The following is a 13,815-nucleotide window of genomic DNA, read 5'->3' as shown; positions in this document are numbered from 1 at the left end:
ACGCATCAGGTTGTGAGGCCCGGGAGGGCTGTGACACGCCGGTGACATCTGTTGCGGCGCCCCGACACGCGGCCGGGGTGCCGGGTTACTGGTAGCAGCCCGCCGCGCACAGGACGGAAACGGTTCCGGCCTTGCTGGGCATCGGCGCCGCCAGGGCCGGAGCGGTCAGGCCGGCCAGTCCGGTGATGGTCAGGAAGGTCACGGCCAACAGGCGCTTGCGGAGGTTCATTTGTTTCCCCTGTTCCCCTTGGTGGTCACCTGGACAGTGCCATCGGACCAGCGGGTGCGGCCATGCTTTCGAGCCTCATCGAATCGTCGCCCCGGTGCCGGACAGGAGGTTGTGCGCCAACGCCGTGGCCGAGTGCTCCACGTGTTTGCCGTCGCGGTGGCTCACGATCAGGCCCGCCTCGCGCAGGACGCCGATCTGGTAGCTCGCGCTGGCGGGTGCCAGCCGCAGGCGCCGCGCCACCTCGCTCGTCGTACGGGTGCGGTGGCCCGCCACGTCGGCGAGGACGGCGCTGCGGGTCCGGCCCAGCAGCCGGTCCAGCCGTTCCCCACCGGTGCGCAGGATCTCGATCGGCTGCTTGGGGACGGGGTACACCAGCACCGGATCGAGGCCGGGGTCCGCGAGCGCGGTGGGTCTGCGCCAGCAGAAGTACGAGGGCACGAGCACCAGCCCGCGGCCCTCCAGCCGTAACTCCCGGTCGACGGGATAGTCGACGTCGAGGTACGGCGGGTTCCAGCGGGCGAACGGGCGCAGACCGCTCAGGAGGGCGGCGGTTCCGCCGTCCAGCAGGGTCCGGGTGCGCAGGGCGACGTCGTCGCTCACCGCGGACCGCACATGCCCCCAGTACGGCTCCAGCAGGGTGCGGAACGAGTGCCGCATGACGTCCGCCACGAGCATGAGTGAGCCGTACGTCGGCTCGTACAGTCCTCTCGCGCGTCGCGGCAAGGGCGTGGACACGGCGAGGCGGGTCAGTTCGGTCACCAGCCGGTCGCGGGGTGTCGCCCGGACCGACTCCAGCCCCGCCTCCAGCCCTTCGCCCGTGAGCGGCGGCGTGAGGAAGTCGGGGATGTAGCCGGTGGTTGGGACGTAGCTGCGCAGGGTGCGCAGGGCACGAGCGGCGCGGACGTCGAGCGACAGCCGCTGTGTGGTCTCTCTGCGCCAGTGGCCGAAGGACAGGGGGCCCTGGCGGGTCTGCCAACGGCAGATCGCGCACATCAACTCCCACAGCGGGTCGGGCTGTTGAGCGATCCGCACGTTCTGCAGGTCGCTCCAGTCGAAGTGGATGCGAAGCACTGATGGTCCTCGACGGCGATGAGATTCGGATCGGCTCGGGCCGCCGGCGACCGGTGGGACGGCGGGTCCTTGCCGTCCCCTCGCCGCGGCAAGGACCCCGCCATCGCCTGCGGGTCCGCCCGGCAGCTGTGTCGATCCTGTCCAGACCGCCCCGCACCGGAAAGATCAGAAGGCGGAGAGGATCGGCTCCTTCTCGATAAACTTCCCTGTATGAGTCCTGGTCGTGGGCTCGGCGGCACACGGGAGCCGAGCATCCACCAACTCCGTCTGCTGCTGGTCCTCGCGGAGGAGCTCCACTTCGGGAGAGCCGCGGCGCGCGTCTACGTCACCCAGCCCGCGTTCAGCCAGCAGATCAGGTCCCTGGAACAGCGGTTGGGCGTCGAACTGGTCGAACGCGGCGGCCGCGCCGTGCGGCTCACCCCCGCCGGTCAGGGGCTCGTCCACGAGGCGAGGGCGGTGGTCGACGCCATGGCCCGGCTGCTCCAGGCCGCCGACGTCCATGCCGGAACCACCCGCGGACGCCTACGGATCGGCAGTCTCGGCGCCGAGGCCGCGATGCCGTACGCCCAGGCCATCCTCGCCCGACTCCGCGGCGGCCACCCGGACTTGGAGATCGAGGTCCGCAACCTCACCTTCGTCGACATGTTCAGCAGGCTCGGCACCGGCGAGGTCGACGCCGCCTTCCTGCGCGGCCCGCTGCCGCCGGGCATCCAGTCCCTGCACCTGGCCACGGAGACCCGCGTGGCCTGCCTACCCGCCGACGACCCGCTCGCCGACCGGGACGTGCTCACCCTCGCCCAGCTCGCCGACCGCGTCGTCGTCGACATGCCTCCGGAAGTACCGCGCGCGTGGTGGGACCACCTCACGGTCAACCCGCGCCCCGACGGGACGCCCGTCCGGTTCGGGCCGGTGGTCCGGGACACCGAGAGCATGGTCCTCGCCGTCACCCAGCAACAGGCGATCACCTTCCTGCCCTCCGCCGCCCGCCGGTTGTATCCGCGCGCCGGCCTCACCTACGTCGACGTCCCGGAGCTGGGCGTCTCCACCGCCGAACTCGCCTGGCTCCCCGAGAACCGGGACAAGCCCGCCGTGGCCGCGCTGCGCGAAGTGGCCCGCCAGGTCCTGCAACAGGCGCGGACCACGGAACCCGCGGCACCCTCCGGTGTCACAGGCGCGGCCGAGCATCCTGACGGGGCGTGAGCGCCGTACCGGTCCAGCGGTGGTACGCCGTCATGTCCACGTTGCTGCCGCACACGATCGTGACCACATGCCGGCCCGCGAAACGGTCGCGGTCCTCCAGGATCGCCGCGATGCCGAGCGCGGCCGACGGCTCGACGACGAGCCCGGCGTGGTGCAGGAGCAGCCGCATGCCGGCCGTGATCGACGACTCCTCGACCAGGACGGCGTCGTCGGCGACCAGCAGGAGGTCGTCCAGGACGGCGGGAATGGGGTGCCGGCCGGCGACACCGTCGGCGATGGTGTCGGCCGACTCGGTGCTGACGACGCGTCGGGCACGCCAGGACAGGGTCAGCGCCGGAGCGCCCCGCGGCTGGACGCAGATCACCTCGACGCCGGGCGCCAGGGCCTTGAGCACATGCCCCACGCCGGTCGCCAGCGCCCCGCCCCCGAGAGCGATCAGGACGGCGTCGTACGCCGGGACGGCGGTCTGCTGGGCCACGAGTTCCAGGCCGATGGTCGCCGCGCCCTCGCAGGTCTCGATGTCGAGGCTGTCCTCCAGCAGTCTGCTGCCGTCGTGCCGGGCGATGGCCGCCGCGCGCTCGCGGGCCGCCTCGTGGTCGCCGTCCACCAACTCCAGCCGGGCGCCCAGCGCGCGGATGCGGTCGACTTTGGCCGCGGTCGCGAAGCGCGAGGCCACGACGGTGACATCGAGGCCGCGGTCGCGGGCGGACCAGGCGAGAGCCTGACCGAGGTTGCCCGCGCTGGCGCACACCACGGCTCCGGGTCCGTGGTCGGCGAGCCGGCTCGCGACCAGTTCGGTGCCGCGGCCCTTGAAGCTGCGGACCGGGTTCGCCGTCTCCAGCTTGACGCTCACCGCGCAGCCGAGTACGGGGTCGAGCGCGTCGCAACGGTACAGCGGGGTGTCGAGGAACGCCGGGTCGATCACCTGGCGGGCCGCCCGGATGCGGGCGGTGTCGAGGCGTGTGGGCCGCATGGCGCACGAGCGTAGCGACGTCCGCGATGACCTGGCGGAGTCGAATTCCTGAGGGCCGGCCTCGGCGAGGCCGGCCCCCTTCGGCAGGGCGGGGTCAGCAGGAGGTGACCCAGCGGTGGGAGCGGATTCTGACGTTGAAGTCGTCGTCCCAGCCACCGTTCTGGGACAGGCAGCCGAGGTAGCCGCTGTAGTTGGCGCCCGAGTAGAAGGCGACGCCGGCGTAGGAGGAGGACGTGCCGCGGTTGTAGGCCGAGCGGGCGTTCTGTGTGTCGGACCAGGAACACTGGATGGAGCCGCTCCACCAGTCCGGGTCGGCGTTGGTCCACGAGCACCGGCTGCCGGTGCCGTTGGTGGCGTTCCAGACGCACACGTCGCCGCTGCTGCACTCCCACGCCTGTGCGGAGGCGTTGGCCGTGCCGGGCACGACCAGGCTCAGGGCGGCCAGGGCGCCGGTGAGGACGGCGACCGCGAGGGGCCGGCGGAACCGGCGCGGCCGACGTGGTTCGGGGGTGCTCTCGTGCTCGTGCGAGGACATACGGATCCCCTTCTGGTGGTCGGTGCCGTGATCCGCCGTGGGCGCCGCGTCGACCGCGGTCCTGCGACGGCGGTGCCGGGCGCCCCGTAGCCCCGTTTCACCCGGCGGATCCGGCTGGCGTGAACTCATGTTCCGCGCACCTCCCGTCGCTGTCATGCTCATGCGACCGAGGTGAAACATCGCAGGTGACAGACGGGGAGAGAGGGGGGAATGGGATGCTCCGCTTTCATTTCACGCCCGAGGACCTGACCCGCCTCACCGTGGCGGCCGGGCCTCACCCGCTGTGGGAGGTGGCGGCCAGCCTGCACCGTTTCCAGACCCGCGACGGCCGCTGGGCGCACGCGCTCTGGTACCGCACCGCCCGCTCGACGCTCCACCGGAGCGGCCTGGACCGCACCGTCATGCCGCTGCTCCTGCCGCTCTTCCCACGGGCCAGCTACTTCCCGGACTTCCTCACCCCGACCGAGGGCGTCGACGGTCTGGACGCCGGTCTGGAGAGCATTCTCGCGACCCCGCGCCACCGGGTGACCGACGAGGTGACGCGGCTCCGCGGGACGGTGGGCGGCCCGGCCTGGGCGCACCGGGTGGCCGAGCGGGAGACCCGGGGAGAGCTCGTGCACGCCCTGCGCGCCTACCACCACGCCGTGATCGCCCCGCACGAGGAGGACATCCACGAGCGCCTGTACGCCGAGAGGGCACGGCACACCCGGACGCTGTTGCGCGCCGGGACCGAGGCCATGCTCGCCGGCCTGTCGCCCGCGATCCGCTGGCGCCACCCGATCCTGGAGATCCCGGGGTACCCGCGGCGCCGCGACGTCCACCTCGACGGGCGCGGACTGCTGCTGATCCCCTCCTACTTCTGCTGGAACGCGCCCGTCGCGCTGGCGGATCCCGACCTCCCGCCCGTCCTGCTCTACCCCGTCCAGCACATCCCGACGACCGTCCCCCGTACCGCCGCCGCGCCCCTGAACGGCCTGCTCGGGCCCACCCGCGCCGCCGTCCTGCGCGCGGCCGCGACCGGTGCCACGACGACCGAGGCCGCCCGGTACGCCGGGGTCACCCCCGCCACGGCCAGCCACCACACCACGCTGCTCCGCGACGCCGGCCTCATCACCAGCCACCGGTACGCCAACACGGTCGTGCACACCCTGACCCCGCTCGGCGCGGCCCTGCTCCAACGCGACGAGCGCGGCGAAGAACGTCTGCGGCGCCTCCGGAAGACGGAGTCCGGCGGTGCGCCGCTTCCCTGACGCTCCGTCATCCGCCGATCCGCGCGACGAACGCCGGCAGTTCCACCGCGATGCGGATCCCGCCCGCGGCGCGCGGAGTCAGCGTGAGCGTTCCGCCGTGGGCCTGCGTGATGGTCTTGATGATGGCCAGCCCCAGGCCGACACCGGCGTGGTCGGCATGGATGCGTTCGGTGCCGCGCTGGAACGGTTCGGTGAGGGTCGCGGCCAGCTCCGGGGTGAGCCGCTCGCCGGTGTTCTCCACCGTGAGCACCGCCGTCTCGCCACGGACACCGGTGGTGACCCGCACGGTGCCCCGCTCCGGCAGGTTGTGGACGATCGCGTTGTGCACCAGGTTCGTCGTCAGCTGGAGCAGCAGCGCCGGGGATCCGCTCGTCAGGGCGAGGTCGGCGTCGGTCTCGATGGTCACCCCGTGCTTCTCCGCGAGGGGCAGCAGTGTCTCGGTGGCCTCCTCCGCGAGCAGGGAGAGGTCGACGGGTTCCCGCACGAAGGACCGCTGGTTGGCGCGGCTGAGCAGAAGCAGCGCCTCGGTGAGGTCGATCGCCCGGGCGTTGACGGCGTGGAGGCGTTCGACGAGCTCGCCGGTGTCGGCGTGCGGGTCGCCGCGCGCCACGTCGAGCAGCGTCTTCGAGATCGCCAGCGGGGTGCGCAGCTCGTGCGAGGCGTTCGCCGCGAACCGCTGCTGCTCGGCGACGTGGGCCTCCAGCCGGGCGAGCATCGCGTCGAAGGCGTCGGCGAGTTCACGGAACTCGTCCCCGCGGCCCGGCAGCCGGATGCGGTGGGACAGCGAGCCGTGGGTGGCCAGGCGGGCGGCGTCCGTGATGCGGGTCAGCGGGGCGAGCATGCGGCCCGCCAGGAGCCATCCGCCCACGAGCCCGAACACCAGCAGGAACGCCAGCACCGCGGCAGCCCGCGGAGCGAAGACGTGCTGGAGGGCGCCCCGGACGGGAAAGATGCCGTTCAGCTTGTCGTCGGGGTTGTAGAGCATCGCCCGGTCGGGGACGTACCGCAGCAGGAACAGCCACACCGCGGCGAGCAGCAGAAGACCGGCGACCATGAGGAATCCGGCATAGCTGAGCGTGAGCTTGAGGCGGACACTCACCCCGGGCTGCCTATCCACGGTGCCCTCCCGCGCCCCCGGCCCCCGGCTGCCCGTCGATGCGATAGCCGACGCCCGGCACGGTGGCGATGATCCACGGCTCGCCGAGCCGCTTGCGCAGCGCCGAGACGGTGATGCGCACGGCGTTGGTGAACGGGTCGGCGTTCTCGTCCCACGCCCGCTCCAGGAGCTCCTCGGCGCTGACGACCCCGCCCTCGGCGGCGACGAGGACCTCCAGCACGGCGAACTGTTTCCTGGTCAGCGCGACGAACCGGCCGTCCCGGTAGACCTCCCGGCGGAACGGGTCGAGGCGCAGCCCCGCGATCTCCCGCACCGGCGGCCTGCTGTGCGCCCGTCTGCGGTCCAGCGCCCTGAGCCGGAGCGCGAGTTCGCGCAGTTCGAAGGGTTTCGTGAGGTAGTCGTCCGCGCCGAGTTCGAAGCCGGAGGCCTTGTCGTCGAGGCGGTCGGCCGCGGTGAGCATGAGGATCGGCATCCCGCTGCCGGAGGCGACGATGCGCTTGGCGACCTCGTCACCGGACGGCCCGGGGATGTCACGGTCGAGGACGGCGATGTCGTAGGAGTTGACACTCAGCAGCTCCAGCGCGGCGTCGCCGTCACCCGCGATGTCGGCCGCGATCGCTTCGAGGCGCAGTCCGTCGCGGACGGCTTCTGCCAGATACGGTTCGTCCTCGACGATCAGCACACGCATGCACTCAAGGCTACGAGCCCCCGCATATCGTCGGCATATCGAAAACCGCATACGGCCCGGCAACACCACCCGGCCTTGACTGGCCGTATGACGCGAACCACCCCACCTCCACCGCCACGGACATCGGTGCAGGTCGACACCCCGGAACGGCCCCAGGAGGACGCCGTACGGCCGGACGCCGGCACCGCCACCTGGCGTGCGGGCATCCGCCGGGCGCTCCGCGGCGGCCTGCGGCCGGGGCCCTGGAAGCGCGGGCCGGTCCTCGCGGCGCTGGCGCTGCTGCTCGGCCTGGTCATGCTGCTGCACGCGGGGATCACCGACCGCGGGGGCCTCGGCAGCCTGGTGGAGACCTTCCTTCCCTGGCTCGGGCTGTTCGTCCCGCTGCTGCTCGCCGGAGCACTGTGGCGCCGCTCCGCCGCGGCCGTCGTGGCGCTGCTGCTGCCGACGACGGTGTGGCTGAGCCTCTTCGGCGGGCTGCTCACCGACAAGTCCCACGGCGGCGGCGATCTCACCCTCGTCAGTCACAACGTCGGCGCCGACAACCCCGACCCGGCGGGCACCGCCCGGGACCTCGCCGCGTCCGGCGCGGACGTGCTGGCACTGGAGGAGCTGGCCGAGCACGCCAAGGGGACGTACGAGAAGGAACTGGCGAGGACCTACCGCTACCACGCGGTGCTGGGCACCGTCGGACTGTGGAGCAGGCTCCCGCTGTCGGACACCCGGCCGGTCGACATCAGGCAGGACGCCGGGCCGCTGGGCGCCACCAAGTCGATGGACGAGAAGATGGGCTACCAACGGGCACTGCGCACCACCGTCGCCACGGACCACGGCCCGCTCACGGTGTACGTCGCCCACCTCGGCTCCGTACGCGTGATGCCCAGGGGCGGCTTCTGGACCGAGTCGCGGGACCGGGGCGCACAGGCGCTCGGCGAGGCCCTCGCCGCCGACCGCAGTGAGCGGGTCGTCCTCCTCGGCGACCTGAACGGCACCACGGACGACCGCGCCCTCGACTCCATCACCTCACGGCTCCGCTCCGTCCAGGAGACGGCCGGGGACGGCTTCGGCTTCACCTGGCCGGCGTCGTTCCCGGTGGCCCGGATCGACCAGATCATGGTCAGGGGAGTGGCGGCCGAGAGCTCCTGGGTGCTGGCGGCCACGGGCAGTGACCATCTGCCGGTGGCGGCCGGAATCAGCTGGTGAACACCCCGTTCGTAGGGGAGGCCCGAGCGCCGTACCGATCTTCGTGGGTTCCGCCAGTACGAGGGCCGGCCGCAGGGCGGGGAGACTGCGGCGACCGGCACCCGAGACCGCGAAGGACCGCCATGCTCGACGGCTGTACGCCCTGGCCCCACGTGTTCGCCGAGCGCTACCGGGCGGCCGGACACTGGCGTGGTCACACACTGGACGACCTGTTGCGCGGCTGCGCCCTGCGGTACGGGCCCCGGACCGCGCTCGTGCAGGGCGACACCCGCCTCACCTATGGGCAGCTGAACCGGCGGGTCGAGCGCATGGCCGCCGGCTTCCGGCTGCGCGGTCTGCGGCCCGGCCAACGGGTCGTCGTGCAGTTGCCGAACGTGCCCGAGCTCGTCATCACGGCGTTCGCGCTGATGCGCGCCGGCACGATCCCCGTGTTCTGTCCCGTCACGCACCGCGAGCCCCAGGTGTCCCACGCCGCCCGGGTCACCGAGGCCGCCGGCTATGTCGGTCCCTCGGTGCACGACGGCTTCGACCACCGGGGCCTGGCCGCGGACATCGCCGCCCGATGGCCCTTCCTGCGGCGGGTGTTCAGCTACGAGCCGCCCGGTACCGCCTCCCCTTACGGCGGCCTGGCGACCGATGCGTCAGGCTGCCACTACTTCCCGCTGGCCTCCGTCGACGCCCCGCCCGACCGCCCCCTCGTGCGGAGCGCCGACGAGGTGGCGTTCTTCCTGCTCGCCGCCGACACCACCGACACGCCCCGACTCGTCCCCCGCACCCACGACGACTACGCCTGCCAGGCGCGGGCGGCCGCCGAGGCGGCAGCGCTCGCCGAGGACGACGTGTATCTGGCGGCGCCGTCCGCCGAATTCACCCTCACGCTCGGCTGCCCCGGCATCATCGGCACCCTCATGGCCGGCGGCACCGTCGTCCAGGCCGAGACCGGGACACCGGCGGAATGCCTCACGCTCATCGAACGGGAGCGGGTCACCCACGCTTCGCTCGCCCCCGCTGACGCCCGGCACTGGCTCCGTGAACTCCCCGCAAACGGAGCCGACTTGGGAAGCCTGCGACTCGTCCAGCTGGGCGTCGGGCCCGCGGAGGGGGCCACCGCGGAAGAGCTGGGGACGGCATCGGCCTGCCGCGTGCAGCGGGTCCAGGCCATGCCGGAGGGGCCGCTCATCCTCACCTCGGCGTCCGAGCCGCACGGCCGGCCGCTCTCGCCCGACGACGAGGTCCGGATCGTCGACGCCGAGGGCAAGGGCGTACCCGAGGGCGAGCCCGGTGAACTCCTGGTCCGTGGGCCGTACACGGTGCGCGGCTACTATCGGGCACCGGACCTCGACGCGCGTTCCTTCACCGACGACGGCTACTTCCGTACGGGAGTCGTCGCGCGCCTCACGCCGGGAAGGGACGAAGGTCACAGAAGCGTATCGGGCATTTAACCCTTCAACCTTCACTAAAGAATCACAAGTTGGTTAGGTTGGTCGCTGCCCGCACGACTTCCTCCGCAAGGCAGGCCGTCTCGTGCGCTCTCGTACGGAAGGAGCCCGTCCCATGTCGCCGGAACCCCTGCTCTCGCAGTCCCCAGGTGGTGCGTCGACAGACGGGGGCGAGGCGCCGAGCCGTGACGAGGTCCGCCGGCGGATCAACAGCCTTTACGACAGGGCCGAGAGCGACACGGGCACCTTCAACGCGACCCGCGCGGCGGCGATTCCGCGGCAACGGGGCACGGCCGGCCGGGGGCGGTCCCAGGGGCCCGCGGAACCCGCGCTGCGGGATCTGACCCGCCAGTGGTTCGACGTGGCCCGGGCCAAGTTGGGCCCGACCGTGCCGGCGACCCAGCCGGAGGGGCGTGGGCCGGACCGCCTCGACCGCCCGAGCCGCCCGGCCCGCGCGCCGCAATCCGCCCGCCCCGTGGAACGCCCTGTCGAGCCGCGGGCCCTTGAGGCGCCTGCGGCTGCCGCGGGAGCGTCCTCGACGCCGGCCGCCCTGCCGTCCGCCGCGCGATCCGCCAGGCCGGTAGCCGAGTTGACCGCCGGACCAGTCCCGGAGCCGCCGACCGGACCTGTCCCGGAGACCACTGCATGGCCTGCCCCGGAGCGAGTGTCCGGGGCTGTTCCGGAGACCACTGCATGGCCTGTTCCGGAGCGGGCGGGCGGGCCTGTCTCGGAGACCACCGCGTGGCCTGTCGCGGAGCGGGTGTCCGGGGCTGTTCCGGAGACCACTGCATGGCCTGTTCCGGAGGCCACCGCATGGCCCGCCCCGCAGCCGACCGCCGCGCCCGTTCCGGAGCTGCCCGTGGCGTCCGTCCCGCCATGGAACGCCGCGCCTGTTCCCGAGTGGAACGCCGGGGGCTCGCCGGAGCCGGCCGCCGGTGCCGTCACGGAGTGGAACGCCGGGCCGGCTCCCGAGCTGGCCGGCGGGCCCGCCGCGCCCTTCCCGCCGGTCGAGGCCGTCGAGGCCTTCGGGACCCGGGCGGAGGAAGAGGTCTGGCGCACAGGGCCGCTGCCGGTCCTCGGTGACAACCGGGCCCAGTGGCCGCTCACCGAGCCCATGGCGTTCCCCGACCCTGAGCCCGCTGCGGCGACACCGCCGACCGCTCAGGACCCGCTCGCCGGTTCGTACGACGCGGGCCTCCCCGTGACCGTGGCCACGCCTTACGGCGCCGCACCGGCAACCGGCCCGATCGCCCCGTATCTCACCGGTGTGCCCACCGATCCGACCGCCTCCTACGCCACCGACTGGCCGACCGGCACGACCACGGCGACCTATGGCGCCGGACTGCCGTCGGTCGCCGCGCCGCCGGCCGCTGAATCGCCGGTCACGCAACTGCCCGTCACTGAACCGCCGGTCACGCAACTGCCGGTCGCTGAACCGCCGGTCACGCCGCTGCCGATCGCCCAATCCCCTCAACCGCCGGTGGCCCTGCCCCCTCAACCGACGGGCGCCGCACCGGCGTTCACCGGCGCGGTCGGTGCGGGGCACACCACCAAGGCCGAGCGCGTGATCGCCTTCGCCCGTGCGCAGATCGGCCGCCCGTGCGTGTGGGGAGCGGCCGGGCCGGGGTCGTTCGACGCGCCCGGTCTCTCCCAGGCCGCCTGGAAGGTGGCCGGGGTGACGCTCCCGCGAACCGCTCAGGAACAGGCCGGGGTCGGCACGCCGGTCGCCCTCGCCGAAGTGGAGGCGGGGGACCTGGTCTTCTTCCACGACGACCTCGGCCACGTCGGTATCTGGACCGGCAACGGCATGATGATCCACGCGCCGGGTCCGGGAGCGGCGGTCCGCGAGGAGTCGGTGTTCTTCGCCGGTCAGTCGGCGATCAAGGGAGCGATCCGTCCGGCCTGACCCATCTCGCCCCGTCGTGTGCCACGACTTCTCAAACCTCTGATGAATCACAGTTGAACATTTTGTGATCTCAGGGTGCGCAACCATGCGAGGCCCTCCCGGGTCGAACTGGCGACCAACGGTGATACAGCCGTGCACAGTTCCGTGGGGGGAACCTTGTCGATGATGGTGCGTCAGTTGTGTGGTGCTCTGAGAGTGCGCGGGACGACTGACCTGTTTCTTGCTCTGTTGCTGGCGGCGGGTTTCGTGGCGCTGCCGGTGTTCGCTCTGCTGCCGTGGCTGGGGGGCTTCGCGGTGGCGTCCTTGGTGAGTTACGTCGCGGACGAGGCGCTGCATGTCCGCTCGCCGGGGTTCGTGCGCCGGCTGGCGACGCTTCAGCTGGACCGCACGCTGCGGTTCGCCGTCCGGACGGTGATGCTGCTGGCCCTGGCCGAGCGGATGGACGCGCCGGATGCGATGCTGGTCGCCGCGCTCGCCGTGTTCAGCGTCCACTTCGCGCTGGTGATGCTGTACACCGCGCTGCATCACGCGATACGGCGCCGCCGGGTGCTGCCGCTGGTGGTGCGCAACCTGGACATGAGCGCGCTGCCGCTCCCGCAGCAGCCGCCGGCGCTGCTGTTCCGGCGCTTTCTGCGCAAGCTCCTGCACCTCGACCTCCTGGCCCACGCGGGCTTCCTGGTGGCGCTGGCCACCGGGACCCGGGCGTGGGCGTACGCCGGCTTCGCGCTGACCGTCGGCAGCACCGCCCTGGCGGTGCTCGCGCTGGCGGTGCAGTACCTGAGGGCACGTGGCATGCCCGCGCGGGAGGACGTGTTCGCCGAGGTCAATCGTCAACTGGCCGCGTACGGGCCCGAGGTGGCGCTCTACTTCAGCTTCGCCGCGGTGTCGCGGGACTTCATGTACCAGGTGAACATGTGGATCGAGACGCTGGAGCGGCTGGAGCGGCGTCCGCTGATCATCCTGCGCGAGCGGGCCTCGTTCCGTCACCTCAGCCGCACCCGGCTGCCCGTCCTGTGCGTGCCCAAGGCCGACGACCTGGCGGAGCTGGACCTGTCCGGCGTACGGGTCGTCCTCTACCCGGGCAACGCCGGCAAGAACGTGCACATGCTGCGCATCGCCGAGGCCAAGCACGTCTTCATCGGACACGGCGACAGCGACAAACTGGCCAGCAGCAACCGGGTCAGCAAGGTCCACGACGAGATCTGGGTGGCCGGGCGGGCCGGGCGCGACCGCTACCGCCGGGTGCGGCACGCCATCAGCGACGCGGCCATCGTCGAGGTGGGCCGACCGCAGCTGGCGCCGATCCAGCTCCACGCCGACCGCCTGCCCGGCCCGCGTCCGGTCGTCATGTACGCCCCCACCTGGGAGGGGTGGAGCGACGACGACTGCCACACGTCCCTCATCCCGATGGGCACGCGGCTGATCGAGAAGCTCCTGACCGAGGACGTACGGATCATCTACAAGCCGCACCCGCTCACCGGCAAGCGCTCGGCCGAGGCCGCGGCCGCCGACCAGGCCATCCGCGACCTGCTGCACGCCGACAACGAACGCCGCCAGGCCGTCCGGACGCAGTCCGACCTCGCCGCCGTCCGCCCGCGGCTGACGGAGATCCGGTCCCGGCTGGACGAGTTGGCCGGACGGCTCAAGGGCGACGACGCCCAGCAGACCCGCGAGGCGCGGCTGCCCGAGCACGACGACGCGGGCGAGTGGCGCAGCCTGCACGCCGAGTGGCACCGCCTGTTCTGGGAGAGCCACGGCACCAGCCGCCACCACGTCATCCTGGAGCAACTGCCCACGCTGTACGAGTGCTTCAACCAGGCGGACATCCTCGTCAGCGACGTCTCCTCGGTGGTCGCCGACTTCGTCGCCAGCCTCAAGCCGTACGTCCTGACCAACGCCCACGACCTGCCCGACGACGAGTTCCGCGCCGCCTACACCACGGCCGGGGGCGCCTATCTCCTCGACCGTGACTGCACCCGCCTGCCGGAGATCCTCGGTTCGGTGCGCACGCCGGCGAACGATCTGATGGCACCGTACCGCCGCACCCTGAAGGAGTACGTCCTGGGCCCGGACCACCCCACCTCCATGGAACGCTTCAACTCGGCCGTCAACGCCCTGGCCGACAAGGGCGCTGCCGAACTGGCCGAGGACCGCTTGCTCCTGGAACAGACCGACCTCGTCGGATGACCCCGGCGGCCCGCCCTGCC

At 72.3% G+C, this 13,815-nt stretch carries 12 protein-coding genes; 6 read left to right on the top strand and 6 right to left on the bottom strand.

Annotated elements, in window-relative coordinates; all coding sequences use genetic code 11:
• Positions 1-85: 85 nt before the first annotated feature.
• On the bottom strand, positions 86-229 hold the full coding sequence (locus EJC51_RS47630; protein ID WP_165951325.1) for a hypothetical protein: 144 nt from the start codon (positions 227-229) through the stop codon (positions 86-88).
• A 75-nt stretch (positions 230-304) separates the two neighbouring features.
• Positions 305-1,300: a helix-turn-helix domain-containing protein gene (locus tag EJC51_RS04170; RefSeq protein ID WP_244362477.1), complete on the bottom strand. Its 996-nt coding sequence runs from the start codon at positions 1,298-1,300 to the stop codon at positions 305-307.
• 210 nt (positions 1,301-1,510) lie between these two features.
• Between EJC51_RS04170 and EJC51_RS04165 the strand changes: the two genes are divergently transcribed.
• Positions 1,511-2,500 carry a LysR family transcriptional regulator gene (locus EJC51_RS04165; RefSeq protein WP_126269742.1) on the top strand — a complete coding sequence of 330 codons (990 nt, stop codon included), beginning with the start codon at positions 1,511-1,513 and terminating at the stop codon, positions 2,498-2,500.
• Here EJC51_RS04165 and EJC51_RS04160 read toward each other — a convergent pair.
• The gene (locus EJC51_RS04160) at positions 2,466-3,473 is read right to left on the bottom strand and encodes a threonine ammonia-lyase (RefSeq protein WP_126269741.1); all 1,008 of its coding nucleotides are present in this window, start codon (positions 3,471-3,473) and stop codon (positions 2,466-2,468) included. The genes EJC51_RS04165 and EJC51_RS04160 overlap by 35 nt on opposite strands.
• Positions 3,474-3,567: 94 nt before the next feature.
• The gene (locus EJC51_RS04155; protein ID WP_244362475.1) at positions 3,568-4,137 is read right to left on the bottom strand and encodes a peptidase inhibitor family I36 protein; all 570 of its coding nucleotides are present in this window, start codon (positions 4,135-4,137) and stop codon (positions 3,568-3,570) included.
• 86 nt (positions 4,138-4,223) lie between these two features.
• On the opposite strand from EJC51_RS04155, the gene EJC51_RS04150 reads away from it, so the two are divergent.
• On the top strand, positions 4,224-5,258 hold the full coding sequence (locus tag EJC51_RS04150) for a DUF5937 family protein (RefSeq protein WP_126269740.1): 1,035 nt from the start codon (positions 4,224-4,226) through the stop codon (positions 5,256-5,258).
• A gap of 7 nt (positions 5,259-5,265) precedes the next feature.
• Here EJC51_RS04150 and EJC51_RS04145 read toward each other — a convergent pair whose 3' ends face one another.
• Both EJC51_RS04145 and EJC51_RS04140 read right to left on the bottom strand, forming a co-directional pair.
• Positions 5,266-6,357 (bottom strand): sensor histidine kinase, encoded by a 1,092-nt coding sequence (locus tag EJC51_RS04145; RefSeq protein ID WP_126269739.1) that lies wholly within the window; start codon positions 6,355-6,357, stop codon positions 5,266-5,268.
• A gap of 10 nt (positions 6,358-6,367) precedes the next feature.
• A complete protein-coding gene (locus tag EJC51_RS04140) occupies positions 6,368-7,063 on the bottom strand; it encodes a response regulator transcription factor (protein WP_126269738.1) in 696 nt (231 codons plus the stop codon).
• Between the two features lie 87 nt (positions 7,064-7,150).
• Between EJC51_RS04140 and EJC51_RS04135 the strand changes: the two genes are divergently transcribed.
• The 4 genes from EJC51_RS04135 (at position 7,151) to EJC51_RS04120 (ending at position 13,795) form a co-directional block, all read left to right on the top strand.
• A complete protein-coding gene (locus tag EJC51_RS04135) occupies positions 7,151-8,263 on the top strand; it encodes an endonuclease/exonuclease/phosphatase family protein (RefSeq protein ID WP_126269737.1) in 1,113 nt (370 codons plus the stop codon).
• 122 nt (positions 8,264-8,385) lie between these two features.
• Positions 8,386-9,705 carry an AMP-binding protein gene (locus tag EJC51_RS04130; protein ID WP_126269736.1) on the top strand — a complete coding sequence of 440 codons (1,320 nt, stop codon included), beginning with the start codon at positions 8,386-8,388 and terminating at the stop codon, positions 9,703-9,705.
• Between the two features lie 856 nt (positions 9,706-10,561).
• Entirely contained in the window at positions 10,562-11,608 is a 1,047-nt protein-coding gene (locus EJC51_RS04125) for a C40 family peptidase (RefSeq protein WP_244362473.1), read from the top strand.
• Positions 11,609-11,803: 195 nt separating this feature from the next.
• Entirely contained in the window at positions 11,804-13,795 is a 1,992-nt protein-coding gene (locus EJC51_RS04120) for a hypothetical protein (protein WP_244362471.1), read from the top strand.
• The last annotated feature ends 20 nt before the right edge of the window (positions 13,796-13,815 follow it).

The organism is Streptomyces aquilus (assembly GCF_003955715.1).
GTDB classification, from domain to species: Bacteria; Actinomycetota; Actinomycetes; order Streptomycetales; family Streptomycetaceae; genus Streptomyces; species Streptomyces aquilus.
Note: the sequence above shows the minus strand (reverse complement) of the source record. Positions and strands in the feature narration are given on the sequence as shown.